The sequence below is a fragment of the Paenibacillus sp. AK002 genome (assembly GCF_053903045.1).
In genome coordinates, this window is sequence record NZ_CP096377.1 from 1,682,843 (window position 1) to 1,707,733 (window position 24,891).

General features: G+C 49.6%; 25 protein-coding genes. 20 read left to right on the forward strand and 5 right to left on the reverse strand.

Going from position 1 to position 24,891, the window contains the following annotated elements:
* Nucleotides 1–101: 101 nt before the first annotated feature.
* Both M1D70_RS07095 and M1D70_RS07100 read right to left on the reverse strand, forming a co-directional pair.
* Complete coding sequence (locus M1D70_RS07095) at nt 102–1,016, reverse strand: right-handed parallel beta-helix repeat-containing protein (protein WP_009591692.1); 915 nt, start codon at nt 1,014–1,016, stop codon at nt 102–104.
* A gap of 250 nt (nt 1,017–1,266) precedes the next feature.
* Complete coding sequence (locus tag M1D70_RS07100; RefSeq protein WP_456290401.1) at nt 1,267–1,668, reverse strand: CHRD domain-containing protein; 402 nt, start codon at nt 1,666–1,668, stop codon at nt 1,267–1,269.
* 185 nt (nt 1,669–1,853) lie between these two features.
* On the opposite strand from M1D70_RS07100, the gene M1D70_RS07105 reads away from it, so the two are divergent.
* The 15 genes from M1D70_RS07105 (at nt 1,854) to M1D70_RS07175 (ending at nt 16,751) form a co-directional block, all read left to right on the forward strand.
* On the forward strand, nt 1,854–2,660 hold the full coding sequence (locus M1D70_RS07105) for a glycosyltransferase family 2 protein (RefSeq protein ID WP_456289527.1): 807 nt from the start codon (nt 1,854–1,856) through the stop codon (nt 2,658–2,660).
* Nucleotides 2,661–2,691: 31 nt separating this feature from the next.
* Nucleotides 2,692–3,795 (forward strand): glycosyltransferase family A protein, encoded by a 1,104-nt coding sequence (locus M1D70_RS07110; RefSeq protein ID WP_456289528.1) that lies wholly within the window; start codon nt 2,692–2,694, stop codon nt 3,793–3,795.
* Nucleotides 3,796–3,807: 12 nt separating this feature from the next.
* Complete coding sequence (locus M1D70_RS07115; RefSeq protein ID WP_009591572.1) at nt 3,808–4,536, forward strand: glycosyltransferase family 2 protein; 729 nt, start codon at nt 3,808–3,810, stop codon at nt 4,534–4,536.
* A 28-nt stretch (nt 4,537–4,564) separates the two neighbouring features.
* Entirely contained in the window at nt 4,565–5,272 is a 708-nt protein-coding gene (locus tag M1D70_RS07120) for a sugar phosphate nucleotidyltransferase (protein WP_456289529.1), read from the forward strand.
* 40 nt (nt 5,273–5,312) lie between these two features.
* Entirely contained in the window at nt 5,313–6,440 is a 1,128-nt protein-coding gene (locus M1D70_RS07125) for a CgeB family protein (RefSeq protein ID WP_456289530.1), read from the forward strand.
* A 190-nt stretch (nt 6,441–6,630) separates the two neighbouring features.
* Complete coding sequence (locus M1D70_RS07130) at nt 6,631–7,551, forward strand: GT-D fold domain-containing protein (RefSeq protein WP_456289531.1); 921 nt, start codon at nt 6,631–6,633, stop codon at nt 7,549–7,551.
* Nucleotides 7,548–8,882 (forward strand): glycosyltransferase family 2 protein, encoded by a 1,335-nt coding sequence (locus tag M1D70_RS07135; protein ID WP_456289532.1) that lies wholly within the window; start codon nt 7,548–7,550, stop codon nt 8,880–8,882. Before M1D70_RS07130 ends, M1D70_RS07135 begins: the two co-directional genes overlap by 4 nt.
* 23 nt (nt 8,883–8,905) lie before the next feature.
* Nucleotides 8,906–9,169 (forward strand): hypothetical protein, encoded by a 264-nt coding sequence (locus tag M1D70_RS07140; RefSeq protein ID WP_456289533.1) that lies wholly within the window; start codon nt 8,906–8,908, stop codon nt 9,167–9,169.
* Nucleotide 9,170: 1 nt separating this feature from the next.
* Entirely contained in the window at nt 9,171–10,379 is a 1,209-nt protein-coding gene (locus M1D70_RS07145; RefSeq protein WP_456289534.1) for a glycosyltransferase, read from the forward strand.
* 22 nt (nt 10,380–10,401) lie between these two features.
* On the forward strand, nt 10,402–11,439 hold the full coding sequence (locus M1D70_RS07150; protein ID WP_456289535.1) for a glycosyltransferase family 1 protein: 1,038 nt from the start codon (nt 10,402–10,404) through the stop codon (nt 11,437–11,439).
* A gap of 87 nt (nt 11,440–11,526) precedes the next feature.
* Nucleotides 11,527–12,600, forward strand: a complete 1,074-nt coding sequence (locus tag M1D70_RS07155; RefSeq protein ID WP_456289536.1) for a DegT/DnrJ/EryC1/StrS family aminotransferase — start codon at nt 11,527–11,529, stop codon at nt 12,598–12,600.
* Nucleotides 12,597–13,772 (forward strand): ATP-grasp domain-containing protein, encoded by a 1,176-nt coding sequence (locus M1D70_RS07160; protein WP_456289537.1) that lies wholly within the window; start codon nt 12,597–12,599, stop codon nt 13,770–13,772. The genes M1D70_RS07155 and M1D70_RS07160 overlap by 4 nt, the downstream gene beginning before the upstream one ends.
* A gap of 172 nt (nt 13,773–13,944) precedes the next feature.
* Entirely contained in the window at nt 13,945–14,502 is a 558-nt protein-coding gene (gene rfbC / locus M1D70_RS07165) for a dTDP-4-dehydrorhamnose 3,5-epimerase (RefSeq protein ID WP_192569351.1), read from the forward strand.
* A 6-nt stretch (nt 14,503–14,508) separates the two neighbouring features.
* Entirely contained in the window at nt 14,509–15,495 is a 987-nt protein-coding gene (gene rfbB, locus M1D70_RS07170) for a dTDP-glucose 4,6-dehydratase (protein ID WP_456289538.1), read from the forward strand.
* Nucleotides 15,496–15,680: 185 nt separating this feature from the next.
* Nucleotides 15,681–16,751, forward strand: coding sequence for a YhcN/YlaJ family sporulation lipoprotein (locus M1D70_RS07175; protein ID WP_456289539.1), 1,071 nt, complete (start codon nt 15,681–15,683; stop codon nt 16,749–16,751).
* 96 nt (nt 16,752–16,847) lie between these two features.
* Here M1D70_RS07175 and nagA read toward each other — a convergent pair whose 3' ends face one another.
* From nagA to M1D70_RS07190, 3 genes are read right to left on the reverse strand one after another with little or no spacing between them, the layout of a single operon-like run.
* Nucleotides 16,848–18,035: an N-acetylglucosamine-6-phosphate deacetylase gene (nagA, locus tag M1D70_RS07180; RefSeq protein ID WP_456289540.1), complete on the reverse strand. Its 1,188-nt coding sequence runs from the start codon at nt 18,033–18,035 to the stop codon at nt 16,848–16,850.
* Nucleotides 18,032–18,760: a glucosamine-6-phosphate deaminase gene (nagB, locus tag M1D70_RS07185; RefSeq protein WP_009591745.1), complete on the reverse strand. Its 729-nt coding sequence runs from the start codon at nt 18,758–18,760 to the stop codon at nt 18,032–18,034. The genes nagA and nagB overlap by 4 nt, the downstream gene beginning before the upstream one ends.
* Nucleotides 18,761–18,763: 3 nt before the next feature.
* On the reverse strand, nt 18,764–19,639 hold the full coding sequence (locus M1D70_RS07190) for a MurR/RpiR family transcriptional regulator (RefSeq protein ID WP_009591639.1): 876 nt from the start codon (nt 19,637–19,639) through the stop codon (nt 18,764–18,766).
* 289 nt (nt 19,640–19,928) lie between these two features.
* On the opposite strand from M1D70_RS07190, the gene M1D70_RS07195 reads away from it, so the two are divergent.
* The 5 genes from M1D70_RS07195 to M1D70_RS07215 all read left to right on the forward strand — a co-directional run bounded on the left by M1D70_RS07195 (nt 19,929) and on the right by M1D70_RS07215 (nt 24,872).
* A complete protein-coding gene (locus tag M1D70_RS07195) occupies nt 19,929–20,153 on the forward strand; it encodes a helix-turn-helix domain-containing protein (RefSeq protein ID WP_006208732.1) in 225 nt (74 codons plus the stop codon).
* Between the two features lie 279 nt (nt 20,154–20,432).
* Entirely contained in the window at nt 20,433–20,705 is a 273-nt protein-coding gene (locus M1D70_RS07200; RefSeq protein ID WP_015733967.1) for a hypothetical protein, read from the forward strand.
* A 178-nt stretch (nt 20,706–20,883) separates the two neighbouring features.
* Nucleotides 20,884–22,680, forward strand: a complete 1,797-nt coding sequence (locus M1D70_RS07205) for a cache domain-containing sensor histidine kinase (protein WP_456289541.1) — start codon at nt 20,884–20,886, stop codon at nt 22,678–22,680.
* Complete coding sequence (locus tag M1D70_RS07210; protein WP_433938873.1) at nt 22,652–23,437, forward strand: response regulator; 786 nt, start codon at nt 22,652–22,654, stop codon at nt 23,435–23,437. Before M1D70_RS07205 ends, M1D70_RS07210 begins: the two co-directional genes overlap by 29 nt.
* Nucleotides 23,438–23,552: 115 nt before the next feature.
* On the forward strand, nt 23,553–24,872 hold the full coding sequence (locus M1D70_RS07215) for an extracellular solute-binding protein (protein ID WP_456289542.1): 1,320 nt from the start codon (nt 23,553–23,555) through the stop codon (nt 24,870–24,872).
* Nucleotides 24,873–24,891 lie beyond the last annotated feature (19 nt).

Here is a 24,891-nt window from a genome sequence, read left to right on the forward strand (position 1 = left end):
CCATGATGTTTACGGGATGCCCTTGCGGGTAACTCAGTTGAAAAATAGTGCTTGCCCTCACGAGGAGAGCAAGCGTAAAAGCCATATTTGAAACAGTGAATTTAGAACAAGTTATTGTCCGTACCTGTTACGGAGATTTGAGTTGGCGTGTTGCCGGTGAACCGGTTTCCGAATGCGGTGTTTTCATCGCCGGAAATGAGGAGTCCGAAATTCTGATTGAGCTCCATCTCGTTGAATTCCACACTGTTAAAGTCTGTGGCGATTGCGATACCGGTTTGAGTGTTACCATCGGAATCGTTGGCTCCAAGATATCCGTTATCGCCGGTTGTGATCGAAACGCCGATCCCTGTATTATTTTCCACGTTGTTGCGTATCAGTACGTTGTTTGCTGCTGCAACGGTGATTCCGCTTGTTCCGTTTTGCGTGACCGTGTTGCCGAATAACAGATTGTTCGCTGCGGTGCTCGAGATGCCGATTGTGCCGTTTTGAGAGACAGTATTACCAATAGCCGCATTATTGGCGCCGGCCAACAAAATACCCACACTTGTATTGCTGAAGAATACATTCTGTACGATCCAGCTGTCGGTGCTTGCTACGTTGATTCCTGCAGCGCCGCCCGCGTCTTGAACACTGTTTCTCCAGGCTACATGTCCGGTACCGGCAGCTAAATCAATGCCAATACCAAGCGTGTTGTTGATGGTATTGCCAATAATGCGGTGATTGGTACCAGCGGTAACATCAATCGCATCGGCCGTGTAGTTTTGAATGGAGAATCCGTTAATTTCAACCCCCGTAGCTGCCGTGACAATGAACGCACTTGCCGCAGCGTTGAGTCCTTGGCGTATCGCCGCACCTTCATTTTTAGCTATAACTTTTACGTTGGAAGTCGCTACAGTCACCGCCGGCTCTGGATACGTTCCATCATTAACCAATACGACATCACCAGCGACAGCTGAAGCTACCGCAGTTGCAATTGGCGTCCCTGTAGGTGAAGGGAAGACCGAAATAATGGCCATCACGTCTACCTCCTTATATAGAATTGATTAAGGTTTGTATTCTTAATCTAGTAACAGTTAATGCAATGGGAGAGAGTAATGTAAAGGCAGATGGATGAGTTGAAACGCACATTTTTTAAGAGGTTGGAAGAACAGATAGATGAAAACCTATGTTCCCGCTGCCAAAGCCGACCAAGTGTAAAACCCTCCGCACTATGCACAGTGGAGGGTTTTCTTCATAAAACGTATATACAAATATGATGATGTGATTTTATCGGCGGACCTGCCCGCGAATTTCACCATCCGGATTTTGGATCGTATGAACATTCACATAGGCATTGCCACGCTCGAATTCACGGATCAGATCTCGAATCGTTCTGCCTTGCAGAGGACCGATCAAATCCTGATTCGTCAATACTCCCTGAACGACTCCCCGTCTTACGGTGATACCGAATTTTGATGGTCCGAACAGGAAGGCGACAATGGGACCGTTTTCTCCGACTCTTCCGAGATGAATATGAGCTTGGGTAATACGGCTAATATTATTGACCACAAGTCTGAACCGAAGTTGGGTACCTGTTCTGTTGACCCGAAAAACCGTATTTCCGAAGGCTATCGTTCTTACAGGTGGTACCTCGTTTCTTCCTAATAATGATGCCCTGAATGTTCTGATAGGTCTTCACTTCCTTCCTTTTTGATGTTCTAGTTTATTCAATTTCGATAGAGTTGGTATGTTTATTGGTCCATCCGCTCAACCCAATTTTATTTCGTGTAAGGTACGAACGCCGTTACAGTAAATAAACCTATACATAAAATGAGGAGGAAGTGTTCTTAATCCCAACTTGGCAGGTGAGAAACATGTCGAAACGAAGTCCTGCGAGTCCCGTTAACAGAAAAAAAAGGAGAGGATCCTTGTCCCCGATCATAAATGCCGAGTTTCCGAAGGTATCCGTCATCATTCCTGCCATGAACGAAGCGAAGACCATTGCGGCAGTCATTCGGCAAGCCAGCCAAGTGCACGCCAACACAGAGGTTATCGTTGTTGCCAATGGTTCAACGGACGGTACGGCGGAAATTGCTCAGAGCATCGGAGCAAGGGTGATCCACCTGCCGTTTCCGCTCGGTCATGACGTGGGACGAAGTATCGGCGCTGCAGCGGCTAGAGGAGACATCTTGCTGTTTACCGATGCAGACATCGTAATCCAAGCAAGTGATATGACCCCTTTGACAAAAGCCGTAGAAGAGGGGGTGGACGTGGCTTTGAACAAGTATTTGGGTCCGACCGATAAGCATCACGTTCACAGCGTTATCCTCGCTAAGCATACGTTAAACATTTTGGTATCCAATCCCGATTTGAAAGGAGCTTCACTTACAACCATTCCACATGCAATGAGCCGAAAAGCGGTTAATCTGATTGGTATCGACAATTTGGCCGTTCCTCCGAAAGCTCAAGCAATGGCCATTTATAATGGCTTGAAGGTACGGGGGATTCATTACGTGGATGTAGGAAAAAGAAATCCCAGGAGGGGTAGAACCAGAGGGAATGATCCCCTTGAAACCCTGATTGTGGGGGACCATTTGGAGGCAATAAATTGGTTAATCTCTCAATCCGGCATGCGGGGAAATCGATCAGATCTCGCACGAAAAAGAGAAAGCGTGTGGTGATGAGATGGTGCGAAGAAAGCGGAGACGAGGTATGATACCCGCCTCAAATTCTTTTAGGAGAGCAATGAAACCCATAAATAAAAGAGCAAGAACCAAGAGAAAACGGAGCGGTCATAAATTGGGGGCTCTTATTTTCAAGAATCGTCGGATTTCAAACGAAGCGGTCGACAATTGGAAAGAGAGAGCTTATGCTGCCGGTTATCAGCAAGCGGCCCATGAAGCTTCAACAACGGCGGATACACCCCCCCATATCAAAGTGAACGAGAGCTGGAATCGCTGGTACCATTCAGTCAAACCACTGCCATGGACGGTTTACCACGCAGCGGCGTCTAAATTTGTGGAAGGACACAGTAAGCATTCCGGAATATATCTAGGAAATGCCGTTCTTCTGCCGACGGACAAAAGGGTAGCGGCGATCGTCTTGGTGATGAACGAGAAAGACACGATTATAAAATTGCTGGAGCAGCTTCATCGGCTGCCGCTTCATGAAATCATTTTTGTGGTGAACGGATCCACCGATGAAAGCTTTGAAATGATCCGAAACCAATCGAAAGCCATCATTGTACACTACCAACAAGCTTTGGGACACGATGTTGGCAGAGCGGTCGGGGCGAAGTTAGCCGATTCTGAAATTCTGCTGTTCCTTGATGGAGATGTTCCGATATTAGCAGAGCATCTCGTACCTTTCATTGATGCCATTGAACAGGGTAGCGATATTGCCTTAAATGATATTTCTCCATGGATCGGGATGTTTACCAACAGAGACTACGTAACCATAGTGAAGGAGTTTATTAACCGATCCATGGGCAGGGCGGATCTCGAAGCCAATTCCCTTACCGCGGTACCTCACGCGATGAGGAAGGAAGCTGCCCAAATCATCGGATACGCCAATTTATCTGTCCCACCGAAAGCGCAAGTCATCGCCCTTGAAAAGGGTTTGAAAATAAATGCACCGGCCAGTGTAGACGTCATTACAAAAAATCGGCTCCGAGCTCGAAATGTCGGACAACAAAATGCAGTTTCCGATTTGATCATCGGAGACCACATCGAAGCTCTCAAAACGGTATTCGACATAAAGGGGCCGCGGCTATCTTTTATGGATCAGATTAGACAAAGGCAGCTAACCAAGGTTTAGAAGGTGGTAGCTATGAAAAAAACAAGCATCATTATTCCGACTTTCAATGGCAGGGAGCTGCTAAAGGATTGCATTTATTCGATTAAACGCCATACGAATGAGCCTTACGAGATCATCGTTGTTGATAATGGTTCCTCGGACGGTACCGTTGACATCTGCCGTCAGGAGGGGATTACCTTCATTTCATTGGCAAACAACATTGGCTTTCCAGCTGCATGCAACAAGGGGTTGAAAATTGCAACCGGCGATACGCTGCTCCTGCTGAATAATGATGTCATCGTCACCCGCAACTGGTTGCAGAATATGTTGAATTGTTTGAACAGCGAAACCAATATCGGGATCGTCGGGCCGCTTACCAACTATGCAAGCGGGAAACAACAGATCGATATGCCTTATACCAGTTTAGAAGAGATGTCGAACCAGCTGAATGAGCCGGATGCCAGTAAGTGGCTTCAAGTGGATCGAATCGTAGGCTTATGTTTCCTGTTTAAACGGGAATTGATGGATCGCATCGGTCTGCTGGACGAACGTTATTCACCAGGTCATTTTGAAGACGATGACTATTGTTACCGGGCCAGGAATGCGGGATATACGTTCAGGATCGCGGGCGATGTTTTCGTTTTTCATCATGGGAGTGCCAGCTTTGCCAAGCAGGACATGAGTCAAGTGAAGCATCTTATCGATACAAACAAACAAAAATTCATGGATAAATGGGGCGTCGATCCAACGATCTATGTATAATCATCTATTTTGCGAAAGGAAGGATTATATGAAGGGCGTCATTCTGGCAGGAGGTACGGGTACCCGGCTTTATCCACTGACCAAAGTCATAAATAAACATCTGCTGCCTGTCGGGAAGGTTCCGATGATATGTCACGGAATTGAGAAATTCAAAAAAGCGGGCATCGAGGAAATTCTCATCGTGATCGGCAAGCAATCGGCTGGTCTGTATACAGACCTGATCGGCAGCGGAAAAGAATGGGGAGTAAGCGTCACATTTAAAATCCAGGAAGAAGCCGGGGGGATTGCCCAAGCATTATACCTTGCCGAACCGTTCATAACACCTGGCGAAAAGTTCGTTGTGCTTCTTGGCGATAATCTGTTTGAGGATCATCTAATCACCTTTGTGCAAGCTTTTGAAAAACAGGCCGCTGGAGCGCGCGTACTTCTGAAGAAAGTTCTTGATCCGAAGAGATACGGTGTTCCCGTCTTGGAGAAAGACAACATCGTCATGATCGAAGAGAAGCCGGAGGAGCCTAAATCCGATTATTGCGTAACCGGTATTTATATGTATGATTCGACGGTGTTTGAAACGATCAGCACCATAAAACCATCGGCACGAGGCGAATTGGAAATTACCGACGTGAACAATGTGTACGCATCGAAGGGGCAGCTTACCTATGACATATTAGACGGATGGTGGACGGACGCCGGAACCTTCCAGTCCTTGTACCAAGCCAGCGGCCGATTGTGGTGAACCCTATTTCGGGAATGAATAAATCCGGAGGCCTGACCGCATGAGAACAATGAATAAGCATTTGCTGCTTCAGGGGGGAGAGCAATCCGCCCAGTCGGAAGGATACAGAGAAGGTTATTCAGTGGGACGGAGAGAGGGATACAGGCTCGGTTTTTCCGATGCGGTAATAAGGTCCTTACCCAAGGAAGAGGAGCAGGTCCGCGATCTCCGTATTCTTTACGTCACTGCAGGCATTGGCGTCCCGTATCCTGCGCTGGATCAGGCGGTGACTGACGCATTAAAGGGACTGGTTCGAAGTCTCTCGGTTGCGAGCCCTTCCGAAGATATCGTCCTTTTGGCTAAGAAATTCCAGCCGGACCTAGTACTTGCTTTAAACGGTGTCGTTTTGGAAGCCGATACGCTCAAAGCGCTCCGGGATAGCGGATTTAAAACGGCCATTTGGTTTACGGATGACCCGTACTATACGGACTGGACGGTTTCGATCGCTCCCCGTTACGATTATATCTTTACGCTTGAATCCAACTGCGTATCATTTTATCGCGATTTAGGTTGTCAGCATGTGTATCACTTGCCTTTTGCAGTCAATCCGAACGTATTTTATCCGAAGCATGTGCCGACCTCCAATCAGACCGATATTTGTTTTATCGGAACGGCCTATTGGAACAGAGTGGAGTTAATGGATCATCTGGCCCCGATATTGAAAAATAAAAAAGTCGTCATTTCCGGATGGTGGTGGGACCGGATGAAACATTACGCCCAGCTGTCCGACAAGATTAAGCTCGGCGATTGGATGACGCCGGAGGACACGGCAACGTACTACAATGGAGCCAAGATCGTCATCAACCATCACCGTTCATCCGATGACGATACAATCAACGCCAACAGCAGAAAGGTAAAGGCGCTTTCCGTCAATCCCCGCACGTTTGAAATATCCGGCTGCGGCACGCTTCAGTTATCGGATATCCGCCACGATATGGATCAGTTATATTCCCCTGGAACGGAAATAGAAACCTACGGCTCTTATGATGAACTGATGGATAAAATCGACTATTACTTGCGTCATGAGGAAGAGAGACAGCGAATTGCGTTAAACGGCTTGATGAGAACGAGAAAGGATCATACCTACCATAAACGATTGAGTACGATGCTTCGTACCATTTTTCCTTGAGTCAAGCCAAATTGGATTGTTATACCCGTTTCCTAATGAATTCCTAAGAATATATTGTGCGTAAGACGGGGTGATCATCATACGGCAGCACTTAGAGAAAAGAAGACACAGGCCGGTAAAGAGGCGACATAAGCGAAAAGTTATTCTCCAGAGAAACAAAGGCCAAACGCCAAGCGACTGCACCCAGAAATTGCTGGAGCAAGCGGCAGCTTCGTTTAATGAAGGCTTTGATGCCGGCTACGACCAGGCGATGATGAGGTCGCAGCATTCGGAACCCGAAACGATGGCAAAACCAAGCTCGGGAGAGGAGTACGCGAAGGGATTATATGAAGGAGGAGAAGGGATCGTGGACTCGATACTCCCGGAGCTAGAGATTCTTCCTGAAATTACGGTTCGCCAGATTATCGAAGCCGGTATGGAGCAAATGAGTTCTCGGTATTATCGTCTTCTAAGCGCGGCGGAGGTTGCAAGGAGGCTTAACGAAGCTTTGGATTCAAGCTCCCCGTTGTCCGTTATCCGCTTAGGGGATGGGGAACTGCTTACGCTTGCGCAGGAGTTGGTTTTGAACATGAATGAAGTGCGTAAAGAAGGACATTTTTTAAGTTATGCCGGTGTTCGTTTACCTGATCTAAAAGCAAGAGATATGTTGGCAGCCTCCGTGAGAAAGGCCGATATCGTTGGCATTCCCAAACTAAGATTGCCAAACTTTCAACCTCTGGGCTTTTCTGTTTTTAGAGCCCATGGCATTGATTATCGAAAGTTGCAACTAACGTTATCGACGGTCAACTATGCATTGCATTTGGAAGGTTTACTGGGAGGGATCCTTGCAGGACGTCGAGTTCTCGTGGTGGGCAATTCCGCTCCCGGTCTTTCACGGGTGCTGTCAGGCCGCGGAATCGAGGTGGCAGGCACGGTCGCTCCCGTGGAAGGCATCCACGATATTCCCAGAATCATGGAGGAAATTCGAGGGCATCCATTCGACATCGCGCTGGTGGGCGCCGGCATTCCGGCTGTTATCATTACAGAGCGAATTGCCTCCGAACTCGGAAAGGTCGCTGTCGATTTCGGGCATCTGGCTGATTCCTTGGCAAGCGGGGAAGCAACCTTATGAACCGCATCAGCCACCATAAAACGGACGGTTACAATGACGGGTTTAACAAAGGCTTCCAATCAGGCTACAAGGATGGATACAGCCGGGGGCGGCATATGGGAATATCCCAATTCAGGAATGTTTTTGAGGGTACAAGTATCATCATACCGACCTATAATCAGCTTCCTTATTTAAAAGAATGCATTGAAAGTATCGCTCGATATACCGACATGCCGTATGAACTCATTATTATTGATAATGCATCCGATGACGGAACTGCGGAATTCCTCAAATCTTCCCAAAGGCTCCGCTTTCGAATCAATGAAGAAAATTTAGGCTTTGCAGGGGCTGTAAACCAGGGACTGATGATGGCAAAAGGAACAACGTTGATGATCTTAAATAATGATTCCGTTGTAACGACCAACTGGCTCTCGAATTTGCTCGTCTGTCTGCACAGCGACCCGCAGTTCGGGATTGTCGGTCCGGTGACAAATTATATCAGCGGAGATCAGCTTATTCATGTCAGCTACCACGATATCGCGGAGATGCAGCAATTCTCCAAATCATACAATCACTCTAATGCGCACAGCTGGACCGTTACAGAACGCTTGACAGGTTTTTGCATGTTGATTCGGCGCGATGATTTTTACCGATTGGGTTTTTTTGACGAGGGCTTTGAGATCGGCAACTGTGAAGATGACGATTATGGGCTGCGTGCCCGTCTTCTTGGAATGCAGCTCATTATCGCCAAGGATACGTTTATTCACCATTATGGCAGCGTCAGCATGAAGACGTTAAATTCCAGATTCGAACAAGTGTATGCGAATAATCTTACTTTCTACTCCAGCAAGTGGGAAGATCCTCATGAGATGTTGTCCCTGAAGTGGCAGCGGAGCTTGAACCGGGACATGAAGCTGCGGACCGTTGATATGTATCCGACGTGTGTCTTCGTTACAGGGGCAGACTCGGTAATCTATTGGATTGAGAACGGAATCAGGCATCCGATTCATGGAGCCGTCGGAATTCAGGCTGTACGGGTTTCACAGGTTGATCTCCGCTGCTGGCCGCTCGGGGATCGCATGGCTGCGGAGGAAGCCGTTGGGCGAATGAGGACTGTGTATTTTCCATCCACGGAATCTTGGGAGCAAGAAGGCAAACTGATCAAGCATAAGAACGGCAGCGTTTATCAGTACAAGGGGAATCGGCTGCAGCGATTCATGAATCGGCTCGTCTTAGCGGCTTGGCACCTTGATTTTTACGAGCCGCTGCTAGTGAACGAGCACGAAATCCAGCAATATGGGGAGGAAATTCCAATCATTTCTCCTCCGGTGATTAAGGCGGATAACATTTAATTAAAGAGAAGAGGGTGAGACGGATGAGAGCAAGGAAAAAACATGGCGGTGCTGCGTTGAAGAGAAAAGGAATCCGTGGAAGAGGCATAAGAGGAAAGGGGGCGAATCGAGTTTTTGGGGGAAAGAGAAGAAGAGGTCCAGGTAGAATAGCTCCGCGACAAACGGCTGCCGAATACAATCAATCCTATGATGCGGGGTTTGATAAAGCGTATAACGAAGGGTTTAACGTTGGTTATGCGGAGGGTATGGAGGCCGGTCATCAAGAAGCTTATAAAGGAGAAGGATAAGATGGCTTTAAGAAAAAAAATAAGGCCTCGAAAGCGAGTTGGAAAACGAAAACACCAACACCATCCTGTTCGTCTTAGCGCATATCAAAAGGGCAGTTTAGACGGTTTTCAGCGGGGAAAAGAGGAAGGGCTCGCTCAAGGGCGCGCCGATGCGCAGAAAAGGTCTCAAACCGCTGTTGCCGTTATCGAGACGGCTCTGCCCAAGATGGACGTTCTGGTTATCGCGGCAGGCATGATACCGTCGCTTGAAATCGGCGTTATCCAGCCCCTCCAAACGCTGAATAAACAAGAGAACCTGCAATTCGACGTGAAACTGGAAACCGACGTGACCCACGAAATGATTGCTGCCGCGAACACGATTGTATTCGTTCGCAATGTGGAACCGGCGGCCTATGCATTACTAGAGCTGGCCCATCAGCTGAATAAAAGGACGGTCTATGTTATTGACGATAACTTCTTGGAGATTCAGCCAACAACTCCGGTGGGCGAATATTATAACGATCCGATCCGTCGAGAGACGTTTATTAAGTTTTTGAAAAACACGCAAATCATTAAAGTCGATGCACCTGATCTCGGCACCTATATTCATGAGCGGTACAATAGACACGTGATTTACTTCCCTGCCAGCATCGATTTCGAGTGGCTGGATCAGAACGAGAAGTCGGTTAAGGATCAGGGGCAAGTGGTCATCGGTTATGCAGGAGGGGACAAAGAGGAAGATTTCGTTCCCGTCATTTCAGCGTTGAACAAAATTTTGGATTACTATGGGGGATTCGTGAGATTAGAATTTTTCGGCTATCTTCCGCCTTCGCTGGCTGATCATCCAAGCGTCAAATATGAAGGCGGGGGGATGGAATACAAGGAATTTTTGAAAAAACTTAATAAGAGCAACTGGAACATCGGCATTGCGCCGCTTGCCAACAATTCATTTAACAAGGGGAAAACGAATACCAAATTCCGTGAATACGGTGCCTGCGGCATTCCAGGCATATATTCGAAATCTCCAGTTTATACGCACTGGGTCGAGCAGGGCGAAACAGGCTACCTGGTTGAGCATACCGAGCAGCATTGGTATGAGGGAATCAAGGCCATGATTGAAGATCCGACGATGCGGCAGAGAATCAAGGAGAATGCGCATCGGGCAGCCCGGCAGCATTTTTCGCTTCAGACATGCGTCGATAATTGGAAGAAATTTATATTCAAAACGTAAAATCGGGGGAGAGAGCGGGAACATGGGGAAAAGAGGGAAAAGAGGGGATATAAACGTACTCATCGTCGGATCCGAAAAAATCGCTTCCTATAAAATCGGCATTGAGCAGCCGCTCCGCCATTTGGAGAAGATGGGAGTCTGCGACTTTGACGTCAGATCCGATGATGAGATGGACAGATCAAGGCTGGCTGAAGCGGATATCGTCCTCTTCTTCCGAACGGTTCAGCCCGAAGCTTATAAGTATCTGGAGATGGCCCGGGAGATGGGAAAAAGAACGGTGTACGTGATCGACGACCATTTTATCGCGATGTCTCCGGGTTCGGATATGGGACGATATTATCATGATTCTTCACGAAGAAAGACGTATGTTAAATTTCTGAAAAACGCTCAAAGCGTAAAGGTTGCTTCCAGTTTTTTTGCCAAACATCTTGAAACGCATTTTAGTCCCCAAAAAATAATCTATTTTCCGGGAAGCGTTGATTTCTCCGTTTTTTCCGGTTTGAAAAAGAACCGTAAAGAAGAAGGGAAAGTCGTAATCGGGTATGAAGGCGGAAAAAAACAAGTGGCTTTTGAACCTGTTATCGGGGCATTGCACAAAATCATTGGGAAATACGGGGATAAACTCAGAATCGAGTTCTGCGGATATGTTCCCGATGAACTCAGGGAGAAGCCGCAGGTGTTTACGGAATCCTACGATGAGAACTATAAAAACTTTCTGAAGCGCCTTTACCGGTCCAACTGGGATATCGGGTTAGCGCCGTTGGAGCGAACACTGCTGCATGATTGCAAAAGCAACAATAAATTCCGCGAATATTCCGCTTGCAGGATTCCGGGCATCTATACTTCTTCTCCAGCCTACGATGAATGGGTTGCCGGGAAGGAAAACGGCCTGATTGTATCCGGTGAGAGCGATGATTGGTACGAAGCCATGGTCCAACTGATAGAACAACCTGAACTACGGCAGAGCATTGCGGAGCATGCGGAACAAGTAGCATGGGCGAATTTTTCAGTGGAAGCTTGCGCCGAACGATGGCGTTCACAAATTCTAATGTCGGAATGACGAGGGATTATGAAAGGAGAGGTTCACTTGGACCATAAGCTGATACCCGTTCTTCAACCGAGTATAGGTCAAGAGGAGATCGACGCGGTGGCAGATGTTTTACGGTCAGGATGGCTTGGACTTGGCCCCAAAACGGAACAGTTCGAGCAGGAATTTGCCAAGTATGTCGGCAGCCGTTTCGCGGTTGCGCTCAATTCTGGTACGGCCGCGCTCCATCTGGCCATGGACATTTTGGGTATCGGACCGGGTGACGAGGTCATCGTGCCTTCCATCACGTTCATATCCACTGTCCATGCGGTTAGCTATGTGGGAGCAACGCCGGTTTTTGCGGATATTGAACCCGATACGATGAACATTTCACCGGAAGATATCAAGCGGAAGATAACAGATAAAACCAAGGCAATTATCGTCGTTCACATGGGCGGGCATCCCTGCGATATGGATACCATCCATGAATTGGCGCATGCCAATGGAATCAAGGTAGTAGAAGATGCTGCGCATGCATGCGGCGCGGAATATAAAGGCAAAAAGATCGGCTCCATCAGCGATATTACCTGCTTCAGCTTTCACGCCGTCAAAAATTTGACGAGTGGTGAAGGCGGCGCAATTACCTGCAATACCGAGTGGATGAACCGTAAGCTGCGTGAGAAGAGGTGGGTAGGCATTTCCCGCGATACGTGGATACGGTCGTCACATGAGAAGGTGTATGCATGGCAGTATTTCGTTGATGATGTAGGATACAAATATCATATGAACGACATGCAGGCTGCCATCGGGCTCGTTCAGTTAAATAAGCTGAGCCAATTGAACGGAAGACGACAAGAAATAGCGGCTCGTTACCAATCCGAACTGAAGGATTTGGAATGGCTGGAACTTCCTCATGAACAGCCGTATGCTCAAAGCTCCTGGCATTTGTTCCAGGTTAAATTCAGCAAGGAAAGCCAGAGGGACCGTATGATTGGCCACTTGCAGGAACACAATATCGCGACGGGCGTCCATTATTATCCGTGCCATCTGCATCCGAGCTACCTGCATCTAAAAGCGATCGTGCCGCTCTCCTCAGAGATCTGGAAAAGAATTCTGACCCTTCCTATTCATCCGAACATTACGGAGGAGGACTTGGATCGGATCATAACCCGCATAAGGGAGTTTAAGCCATGAGAAAACTGTTGGTTCTAGGTGCGGGAATCTCCCAGCTCCCATTAATTGAAACCGCGAAAAGAATGGGATTATACGTTATTGTTGTGAGCCGCCAAGGAAACTATCCCGGATTTGCCAAGGCAGACAAGGTTTACTACGAGGATACGACCCATATGGATAAGATTGTCGAAATCGCCCGGCATGAAGGAATTCATGGAATCTGTACAACGGGTACGGACGTGGCCGTCAAGTCGATCGGCAGAGTCGTGGATGAATTGGGAGTAAGCGGATTGAGTTATGAATCCGCTCTACTCTCCTCAAATAAATGGAAGATGAAACAGGCTTTTATGAAACATGGCGTACGAACGGCACGATTTCTGAAAGTCCAAACCTTGCAGGAAGCTTACAGCGCTTTCGAAGTATTATCGCCGCCGCTTATCTTTAAGGCAGTGGACGGAGGAGCAAGCAAGGGCATTGTGAAGGTTGCCGATATGGCCCATGTGGAATACGCATTTGAAGCCGTGCGCAAGGATACGAAACTGGATTTTTTCATTGTTGAAGAGTTTATTGAAGGAACCGAGTTTGGCGCGCAGGCATTCGTCTACGATAACCAAATTCAATTCATCATGCCGCACGGGGATTTCGTCTTTTATGGGGATACCGGTGTTCCCATCGGTCATTATGTCCCCTATGAATTGCCCGAAGAAGTGCAGCAAGATTTATTTTCCCAGTTGAAGCAAAGTATCGAAGCGCTGGAATTAAATCATTGCGCAATCAATGCGGATTTTATTTTGAAAGACGGGCATGTGTATGTTCTTGAAATCGGAGGCAGAGCAGGAGCTACATGCTTACCCGAACTGGTGTCCACTTTCTATGGATTCGATTACTATGAGCAGATCATCAAGGCTGCTCTTCGCATGAATCCGTCATTTCCCTCTCATACTTCACAGCCTTGTGCGTGTGAATTACTGATCTCCGATAAAGATGGGGATATTACTGGACTTGAGAACGGAAATGATCAGCATGAGAATATTATTCAAATATCATTTGATTATCATATAGGCGAGAAGGTAAATAAATTCAGGGTTGGCACTGACCGAATCGGCCAGATCATCGTGAAAGGGGACCGTTTGGAAGAAGTGCTGAGCCTGCTGGAAGAAGTTAAAGAGAAGATAAGAATCGATTTAGGTTAGATCTTATATATATTATTGCGAAATCTCGATCTGCAGCACCGATCGGGATTTTTGCATGGGGGAGCGTATTTTGCCTATATCCTAATTTGGGATTAGACATATAAATAATCGGGAGAGCGGCAACCGAGGTTTTAGGTAAAGCTCTCTCAAATCCATGTACCGGAGGCAGCAGATGAAAATTACGGATACAAAGCTCCAAGGCGTGAAACGGATTGAACCGGCCGTTCACCAAGACCATCGGGGATTTTTTATGGAAAGTTTCAATGATCGAGTTCTTAAAGGATGCGGCATTAACGACCATTTTATTCAGGACAATCACTCGATGTCACGTGAGGCAGGTGTTATTAGAGGGCTGCATTACCAACTGTCTCCCGAGGGACAGACGAAATTGATCCGCGTTGTAAGCGGGGCGATCTATGATGTGGTTGTTGATATTCGGTCGGGCTCTCCTACCTATGGACAATGGCAAGGTTTTATCTTATCCGCAGCCAATTTCATTCAACTTCTCGTTCCCAAAGGGTTTGCCCATGGTTTCTGTACTCTTGTTCACGATACGGAGGTCATATACAAGGTCGATGCCTACTATTCGCCAGAGCATGATCGGGGAATAGCCTGGAACGATCCGGATCTCAATATCGATTGGCCTGTGAACAAACCTGTTCTCTCTGAGAAAGATTCAAAGCATCCTCGATTGGCTTTGGCAGAAAATAACTATATATACGAGGGGTGAGGTCGCATGAAGATCGTTGTCACAGGCGGTGCGGGATTTATAGGCAGTAACTTTATACGATATATGCTGTCTCAACATCCGAATGACGAATTTATTAATGTGGATAAACTAACGTATGCCGGCAATTCAGGAAATCTGAGCGAAGTGCGGACGAATCCTAAATATCGTTTTGTGAAAGCGGATATCAGAGACCGGGCAGCTTTAGAACCCCTCTTTAAGGAGGGGGTTGATGCGGTCGTTAATTTTGCAGCTGAATCCCATGTCGACCGCAGCATTTTGCAGCCTGAATTGTTTGTCTTGACGAATGTGGCAGGAACTCAGACGCTCCTCGATCTGTCGAGGCAATATGGAGTCCGCAAGTTTGTCCAGGTCTCTACAGATGAGGTCTATGGAACGCTGGGAGCGGCCGGCCTATTTACCGAAGAATCACCGCTTCAACCCAACAGTCCTTATTCTGCAAGCAAAGCAGGCGCCGATTTGCTTGTTCGAGCTTATTATGAGACGTTTGGATTACCGATCAATATTACGCGCTGTTCAAATAATTACGGCCCATATCAGTATCCTGAAAAGCTAATACCGCTTATCATTTACAATGCTTTGCATAACAAGCCCCTTCCGGTATATGGCGACGGTTTGAACGTTCGCGATTGGCTGTACGTGGAAGATCATTGTCGAGCTGTCGATCTGGTTTTGCGCCAGGGCGTCGACGGCGAAATATATAATATCGGAGGACATAATGAACGGAATAATTTGCAGGTTATTCGAACGATCCTGTCTGAACTGAACAAACCTGAAACCTTGATTCAGCATATCAAAGATCGTCCCGGACATGATCGCCGTTATGCGATAAATGCAGACAAGATAAGGAAGGAACTCGGTTGGGCTCCACAATATCATTACGAAAGCGGCATTCGTGAGACGATTCGATGGTATCAGAAGAACCTGGCTTGGGTGGAACAAGTGCTTGAAAAGTCAGCAGACAGCGGTCATTAAGAAGGACTTCTTTAATTGAATGGATTAGTTAATGAATGATCGCCGATGATTCCATCGGCGTTTTTTGTGCATAAATGGCCTGTAGCGCATTTTTCTCCATGTTAAAACCTTTCAGCATACCACTTCTGCCGCAAGGTCATCCTATACGATGTTAACACACTCATTATAGAGATGGAGGATGAATCATGATTAAATCCAAGGCCCTCAACCTGACCGTCTCCGCGGCATTACTGCTTAGTATGGCTGCAGTAGCAGGATGCGGTAACGCCAATGACGGTAACACGACACGTACGAACAATGTGGACGGTGGCCGTGTCGGTGTGAAATCCGTACGTAACAACCAGAACGTCGGCAGTACGCAGCAGCATGACTTGTCCAACCTGAAATACAGCAAGGCGCTGTCGAAAAAAGTTTCGGATATCAGCGGCGTAGGATCGGCGCATGTATTCGTAACGAACCGCAATGCCTATGTTTCGCTGTCCAGGGACGGCATGAACACGAGCAACATCAATGGTCGCGTTACTGGCATGAGCACTGGGGCAAATCGTTCCGCTGACGGCTTGATGAATGGCACGAACGGCACGATGAACGGCACAAATACAACGAATGTCAGAAACCGTACCTTCGGCACTTCGGGCACGGGCAGCGTCGGTCTTCTCCGTGGTATGGCCAATGACACCAGACGTGCGGTAGACAATACGACAGGTCTCGGCCGCAATGCCGATAACCGCGGCTTCGGGGTGAACGGAACGACAACCAATGGCGGCTTTGGCGGAAGCAATTATAATACGCTAAACGGCACGCGCACGAACGGTCTTATGGGAACTAACGGCACGCGTACCAATACCCTTACCGGAACAAACGGCGCAACCAACGACACGTACATGGGAACCGGCATCAATGGCGTTCCTTATGGGACCTACAATAATAATATGGGCATCATGAGCAACAATCGTGAAGAAGTGCCTCAGCACCTTCGTCAGGAAATTACGAGCAAAATTCGCAAGACCGCTCCGCATATCAGTCAAGTTTATGTTTCCTCCGATGAGGAATTTTATCAGCATGCCAATCGATTTGGAACGGACGGGAATGCGGCGAACACGGTTGGAACGCTTTCGCGTGATTTCGGCTCTTGGATCAACCGCGTTTTCCCGTTGAACCTTGGCGGCCGAAACGGCATGAACGACACCCGCGGCAACTTGATGAAGAACGATACGGACGACGGTTGGTTTGGCGGCAATCGAAACAGCCGGTAAAACCCTTATACCAAAAGGAGCTGCCCATTAGGATTGAAGTCATCCTAACTAAGGCAGCTCCTTTGCTTATTTTGCAATGCGTGTTAAGGTAGCGGATTAATGCTTGCGTTGTCCTTGAATCCAGACGCCTTGAAGCTCCAGGTCGCTGGAGAGCACCAGGACGTCGGCAAGTTTGCCGGACTCAAGGGATCCGGTCCAGTCATCGATGCCGATTTTTCTGGCGGGATTGAGGCTTCCGACCCTGGAGGCCTGCTCAATGCTCAAACCGACCTCTCGGACCAGCAGCTGGAATCCTTTGATCATCGTCAGCGTGCTGCCAGCCAGGCTATCCCTGTTGCTCTTGAGCGTGGCGATGCCGTTCTCGACAACGACCGGCAAATCGCCAATCGTATATTCGCCGTCAGCCATTCCGGTAGCGGACATCGCATCGGTGATCAGAATCAGGTTGCCGTCCTGTTTCATGCGGGCCAGAATCGAAATGGCAGCCGGGTGAACATGGATGCCGTCGGCGATGATTTCGCAGCTTAGGCGATCATCGCCCAGCATCGCACCCACCACGCCAGGCTTGCGGTGATGCAGTCCTGTCATCGCATTAAACGTATGCACGCCATGGCTCAGTCCTGCCTCCACGGCGGCCTCCACTTCTTCGTAAGTGGCATCCGTATGACCCAGTGCGGCCACGATCCCGTGGCTGCTGAGCCAGGAGATGGCCTCCAGCGCTCCTTCGCGCTCCGGTGCCAGGGTCACCTGGCGGATCAGATCCGGGTATGTGGACACCCATTCTTCCAGCCAGTCGATATTGGCATGGACGATATGCTCCGGATTTTGTGCACCTGGCCATTTCGGACTGATAAAAGGGCCTTCCAGATGTGCGCCTACCAGTTTGGTATAAGGCATGCCTTGGCTGCGGTACTCGTTAACTTCCCGAAGCACGTGGTCGATGGCTGCCTTCGGCGCCGTCATCGTGGTGGCGAGCATGGACGTGGTTCCCTGGGAGCTGTGGAACGACGTGATTTTATCCAGGACATCCTTGCTTGCATCCATGAAATCTTCGCCGTTGCCGCCGTGCACGTGGATATCAATAAATCCGGGAATAATGTAGCCGTCGGGTTGGTTGATCACTTCCGCTGCAGCCTGTTTAAGCTCGGCGGGGAGCCCCGAAACATCGCCGGCGTAAGCAATGTCCTCTCCTTGGATCGCCAGCACGCCGTCTGCACAGAAGCCGTCCGGCGTCAAGACTTGACCGTACAACAATTGGACCGAATTTTTGCGTTCGCTGCTCATACCAGCAGTCTCCCTGCGCCTTGATCCAGAAGGACAACCACGTTCGGATGACATTGAAGCAGCGATGCCGGACACTCTGTGGTAATCGGCCCCGTCAATGCGCGGTGTACGATTTCCGCTTTATCCTCTCCACGAACGAGCAGGAGAATTTGGCGGGCTTTCATGATGGTGGCAACGCCCATGGTAATCGCGTGGGTCGGGACATCGTCCAGGGTCGGGAAGAATCTTGCATTGGCGTTACGTGTTTTCTCTTGCAGCTCAACCACATGGGTACCGCCGCTTAAGGATTCGCCAGGCTCGTTGAAACCGATGTGTCCGTTATGTCCAAGGCCGAGGAGCTGAAGATCAACCGGGCCGTATTCTTCGAGCATTTTGTCGTAATTCAGGCATTCTGCTTCCGGATCGGCAGCATTGCCGTTCGGCACATGGGTGCGATCCATCTGGATGTCGACATGATTGAAGAACTTCTCATTCATGAAAGTCCGGTAGCTCTCGGGATGATTCTCCGGAAGGCCTACATATTCGTCCAAATTATACGTCGTGGTTTGGGCGAAGCTGACCAGCCCCTGACGGTTCATTTCAATCAGCTTGGCATAGAGCCCGACCGGCGTGCTTCCCGTAGCCAATCCAAGCGTGGCGCGCGGATTGGTGTGCAGCAGGCTGGAAATCAGGTTAGCGCCTGTTTGCACGAATTGTTCTTCGTCGCGGAATGTGTAAATATTCATTGGTTATTGTCCTCCTCGGCTTTTGCGATAATTTTGAACATTAAGATATGATTGCTCCAGACGGGGGACATACGTGGAGAAGTCCCGGCTGGCCATTCCCATGAATAGGATGTCTATAATGTGAAGCTGAGCGATACGCGAAGCCATATCACCCCGGCGCATTCCTTCCTCGAGCGACGATGAATACAGCGTAATATCCGCGAGGGCGGAGATCGCGCTGCTCCGGTAAGAGGTGATGCTGATCGTGAAGGCGCCGGCGTCTTTGGCACAGGCCAATGCATCGATGGTTTCCGGCGTTTCGCCGGAGTAAGAAACGGCAACGGCCACATCGCTTGAGGTCAGTGTGGAGGCTGACGTGATCTGCATATGGGAATCCGCAAAAGCGGTGCAGTTTTTTCCGATCCGGATCAGCTTCTGGTAAAAGTCCTGCGCCACGATGGAAGAGGTCGCCACGCCGTACAGATCAATGCGTTTCGCGCGGCACAGGGCATCCACGGCACGCTCCAGCTGACCCAAATCAAGCAGCTGCGTCGTATCCCGGATGGAAGTCAGATGATTGGACTCGATCGCCTCGACGATCCCGGCCAGCGGGTTGCCCGCCACGATATCCTGATAGCGCGTGTTTCCCGTGCGCGAGGCCATTTCGGCATGAGCGATCTCGGCCGCAAGCTTGAGCTTAAAATCAGGATACCCCTTACACTGAAAATTCTTACAAAAACGGGTTACGGTGGCAGCGCTGACCTCGCACTGATCGGCAAGATCCTTAATTCCCATATGCACAATCTCGGACGGAGCTGTCAAAATGAACTCCGCAAGCCGTCGTTCCTGACGGGGCAGACCTTCCTTTTCGACAGAAATAATATGCAAGATTGGTGTCATCACAAGCCTCCTTCAAGGTTCCCGGTGAGCTTATTGCCTGGGCATAACGAATGGGATTCCGTTCTGAAAATTATTTTTAAAAATATGAAAAATTTAAGAAAATAATTTTTACACCCCCATCATAGACCAACAAGCGGTGGGAAGCAAGGATAAAAATCGCCAATACAGGCCAAACGCCCAATTTATTCGCTTCTTTCGCACCTTCCCCCTTGATCTGACATAAGATGAGTTGACTGTATCCCTTAACCTTGTTAGATCACACATACCCGGGCAAGGAGGGGTGACACCATTGAAGGGGACCGACCATAACAGCAAGTTCTTGTTAACCCACCGTGAACGCGAAGTGTTTGAATTGCTTGTGCAGGACAAAACGACTCGCGATATCGCCGGGCAGTTGTTTATTAGCGAAAAGACGGTGCGTAACCACATCTCCAATGTCATGCAGAAATTAAACGTCAAGGGCCGTTCGCAAGCTGTCGTTGAGTTGATAAAACTCGGTGAGTTGAAGATCTGACACCATGCCGGTTGCATGAACGAAAGCACAGCGAAAGCCTTCCTTCCCGTTTGCTCGGGAGTGAGAAGGCTTTTTTGTGTTTTGGCTCCAAGAAACCGGTTATCGATGGTGACGGATAATGAGCAGGAACCTCTATTAACAATGAAGATATGGTAAAATGTTTGCAGTTGGTATTGGAGGCAATGACGATCGTTTGGGTCGAGCTTGGAATGCAAACCTGCATTTCGTTTTGTAGCTGTTTTGTACAAATAGCCTGCACATGTCGGAGGTGGAATAAACATGGGATGGATGATCGGGATTACGGCCGGCGCCGTTTTGGTCCTCTTGGTATTGATTGGATTTGGACGCAAGCGAAGCAGCGGAAGAAAGGGCAATGTCATCCAGCTGAAATCCAAAACGCGATCGAGCAGCGGGCAGCGTGGACAAGCATGCAGCAAATGCCGCCGCAAGCGCCCGCTGACCTTTTATGCGGATGATTCCGGTGCCGTAAGAGGGCTGTGCACCGATTGCAAAAAGGAGCTGGGACGTCATCAGGAATTGTATCCCGTATAGCGGAAGTTTCCGCGGTATATAAGAGGAAGTGCGAGGGGAAACTAACCTGCCCGCACTTTCTCTTCTTTAGTTATAAAGTACATATGACTTCCGCACCAGCAGATGAGCGAGGACTCCCTAACTTCTTCAAGATTGTGTATAGTGAATAACAGTTCCAAGCGAAAGGGAGGGTAAGAACGTGAACAGGTTTGGCAGGCTGAATACGCTGCGGAATCAAATCTTCCTCGGGTTTATGCTGGTGATGATCATCGTGTTGGCATTAGTCGGGGTTTTTGTATATGACCAGGTTTCCGCCCTTCTGCGCAACAGTGCCGAGAAGCATATCCAGCAGACGGCCGTACAGGCCACGGGCAAGCTGGATGCGCTGCTTAAGCAGGTGGATACGCTGACGGCCCAAGTGTCCACGAACGCAACGGTTCAGCGTTATCTCGCGCAGGAGACCGCAGGTCATCCGATTACGTTCGGAGAACGGCAGTCCCTGCAGCAGGAAGTGCGCAAGTATGAGGCATACGCTACGGGCATCCGGTCGCTTGAATTGTATACAACGGATTATCGGCGGCTGTTCCCGCTCGACGAAGGCAGTTTGACCAGCCGGGTCGGGGTCGATTGGATTATAGCGGCTGACAAGGGCATGGGGAAGCTGGTATGGTTCGGCCAGGATCCCCGGGATCCGGACGTGGTGGTAGCGGTACGCCGAATCCGGCTGATCGACCATTCTTTTGCGCATGGCGGGTACCTGCTCGTGAAGCTGGAGAAGGACTATTTTGCGCTGACGGATTCTGCCGGCGGCATGGGCAGCGATTCGCGTGAAACGATGGGGCTGTTTGATCAGGCGGGCCATGAAATCTCGTCGGATTTTGCGACGGAGGTGGATTCGAGGGCGGTTCTGCACCGCGAAGGAGAGACCGTTACGGTCGGCGACGAGGACTATATCGCCGTACAGAGGCAGTCTGGGGCAACGGGCTGGAATTTGGTCATCCTGACGCCAGTAGACTATACGACCGAAGGGATATCGGTGCTGCGGACCGCGATTATCGTATCCGGAGCCGTCGGTGCGCTGCTGTTTCTGATCTTGAGCTTTATTCTGACGACGATGATCATCCGGCCCATTCTGAATTTGATCAAAGCCATGCGCGGCGTGAGGCTGGGAACGCTGAAGCCCATTGCCGTCACCTCGAAGACGATGGAGATCAATGAGCTTAACAATTCGTATAACCAGATGGTGGATTCCCTGAACGAATTAATCGAGGTCGTGTATCAGAAGGAGATCATTCAGAGCCGGACGGAGCTTAAAGCGCTGCAGGCGCAGATCAATCCGCACTTTCTTTTTAACACCTTGGAAGCGTTTTACTGGGCGCTCGACGATCAAGGCGAAGAAGAACTGGCCCAGAACGTGGTCGCCATGTCGGGATTATTCCGCTACGTCATCAACCGCAAAGACGAGGATGAATGGGTATCGGTGCGGGACGAGCTGGATCATGCCGAACGTTATTTAATGATTATGAAAATGCGGATGCTCGACCGGTTATCCTGGAGAATCGAGGCGGACGAAGCCAGCAAGAACGTGCCGATTCCGAAGCTGCTGATCCAGCCGATCGTGGAAAATGCGATCCTGCACGGCGTCGAGCAGCGGCTGGGGCCGGGCACCGTCATTGTGCGCGCGCAAGCCTCCGATCAACCGGGTTACACGGTTGTTTCGATTGCCGACGATGGGCCCGGGATGGACGAGGAGACCGTAGCCTCGTTATATTCCTCCATGGAAAAAGGGTATGCGGAATCCGCTAAAAAAAGCGGCGTCGGCATAGCCAATGTCGAGCAGAGAATCCGGCTGTATTACGCTTCCGAGCAGATCGGCCTGCGCATACACAGCGTGGTCGGTCAGGGGACGACCGTTTCATTTCAAATACCGAACGATTTCCCGGCTATCGACGGGGAGGGGGAAAAGCATGAAAACGATACTGATCGTGGACGATGAACCAAGAACGAGGGAAGGGGTAAGAAAGACCCTGGAGGCGTGGTCGTCCGGCCGATGCAAAATCGTGACGGCTACAAGCGGCGTAGAGGCGCTGGAGTGGCTGCAGGAGCAGGTGGCGCATCTGGTGGTAACGGATATCCGCATGCCGGAAATCGGGGGGCTGGAGCTGATTGAGCGATTGCATGAACTGGAGCATCCTCCAGTCATTATCGTCATATCCGGCTACTCGGAGTTTGACTATGCCCGCAAAGCGCTGCAATACGGGGTCGTGGATTATCTGCTGAAGCCGCTGGATAAGCGGAAGCTGGTAACCGCGGTTGAATCGGCGCTGGAACGGCGGGAAAAGATCGATCGGATTGAGCGGATGGAGAAACTGGTCGACCCCAAGCTGCTGGAGGCGGCGCAGCAGGATAAGGGCTACAGCGTCCAGGTGCAGGAAGCGCTGAAGTACGTGGATCAGCATCTGCAGGAGCCGGTATCGCTGAAGGAAGTGGCGGAGGTGCTTCATCTGAATTCCAGTTATTTCAGCGTGCTGTTCAAAGAGCAGACCGGGCTCACGTTCAGCGAGTATTTGACGCGCCGCAGGGTGCAGCGGGCCAAGGAGCTGCTGGCGGGGACGCCGCTGCCGATCTCGGAAATTGCGGAGAGGGTCGGATACCAGACGGCGAAATATTTCGTGAAAGTATTTCGGGACCTTGAGGAAGTAAGCCCGAGCCAATATCGCCAGAGCGTATCCGATAACGGAAAGGAAATCTAATAAAAGTGGAATTAGTCCCAATCATTATGACCTTATACAATCTTCCCCTCACTGATAAAATTTGATTAAAGCGGTTTCATAACGCGAACAGCATACTAGAAAAGGGGTTGTAAACGTGTTCAATAAAAAATGGACGGTTCTGCTTTTGACATTGTGTCTCGCTCTGGTTGCAGCCGGCTGCGGATCGAACAGCAGCAGCACGGGGGAATCTGGCAGCGGCGGCAGCGAAGGCGATAAAGTTACGGTAAACTTCATGCACTTGTGGCCGGCGGGCGTCTCCGCGGGACAGAACAAAATCGTGAATCAGATCATCGAAGAATATCAAAAAGAGAATCCGAACGTGACGATCAAACAGGAAGTTCTGGATAATGAGCAATACAAAAACAAACTGAAGGTGCTTTCCGCATCGAACGAGCTTCCGGACGTAGGCGTGACCTGGGCAGCCGGATTCCTGAAGCCGTACGTGGAAGGAAACCTGTTTGCACCGGTCGACGATTTGCTGGACGGCCAGCTGGGCGACAAGTTCGTGGCGGGCACGACCGAGGCTTATGCGATTGACGGCAAAACGTATGCGCTTCCACTCGAGTTCAATATCGCTCCGGTTTACTACAACAAGGCGATATTCGAACAACACAACCTGGAGATTCCGCAAACCTACGAAGAATTCAAGTCGGTCGTGAAAACGCTGTCCGATAACGGAATTGCTCCAATCGCGCTCGGCAACAAGGATCGCTGGACCGGTTCGCTCTGGTACATGTACCTGGCAGACCGGATCGGCGGACAAGAAACGCTGGCCGGTGCAATCAGCGGCTCGGGCTCGTTTAAGGACGAATCGCTTGTCAAGGCAGCCGCCGAAGTTCAATCGCTGGTCGATGGCAACGCGTTTGTCAAAGGCTTCAACGGCTTGTCCAACGAGGAAGCGAAGTCGGAATTCCTGAACGGCAAAGCGGCCATGTACATGATGGGTACCTGGGAACTGCCGAACTTCACGACGAATGAAGAGATTCCGCAAGAATTCCGCGACAGCGTCGGATTCTTCAAATTCCCGACCGTCGAAGGCGGCAAGGGCGATATTAACAGCTGGGTAGGCGGACCGGGCGTCGGTTTGTTCATCGGCGAAAACTCGAAGGTGAAGGAAGAGTCCAAGAAATTCGTGGAGTATTTCGTGACCAAGTGGGGCGAGCAGTCGGTAACGGGTGCCGGCGTCATCCCGGCAACCAAGGTGGATACCTCGGCGCTTGAGCTTCCACAGTTGTACATCGATCTGTTCGATGAAATGAACAAAGCTAGCAGCATTACCTTGTTCGCGGATGTTCAAATGCAGGCGAATGCCGCCGAAACGCATCTGAACATGATCCAGGCGCTCTTCGGCAAAGCCGTCACACCGGATAAATTCTCCGAAGAGCATGACGCAGCGATTTCCAAAGGGAACTAAGACTCGGGACAACAATGAA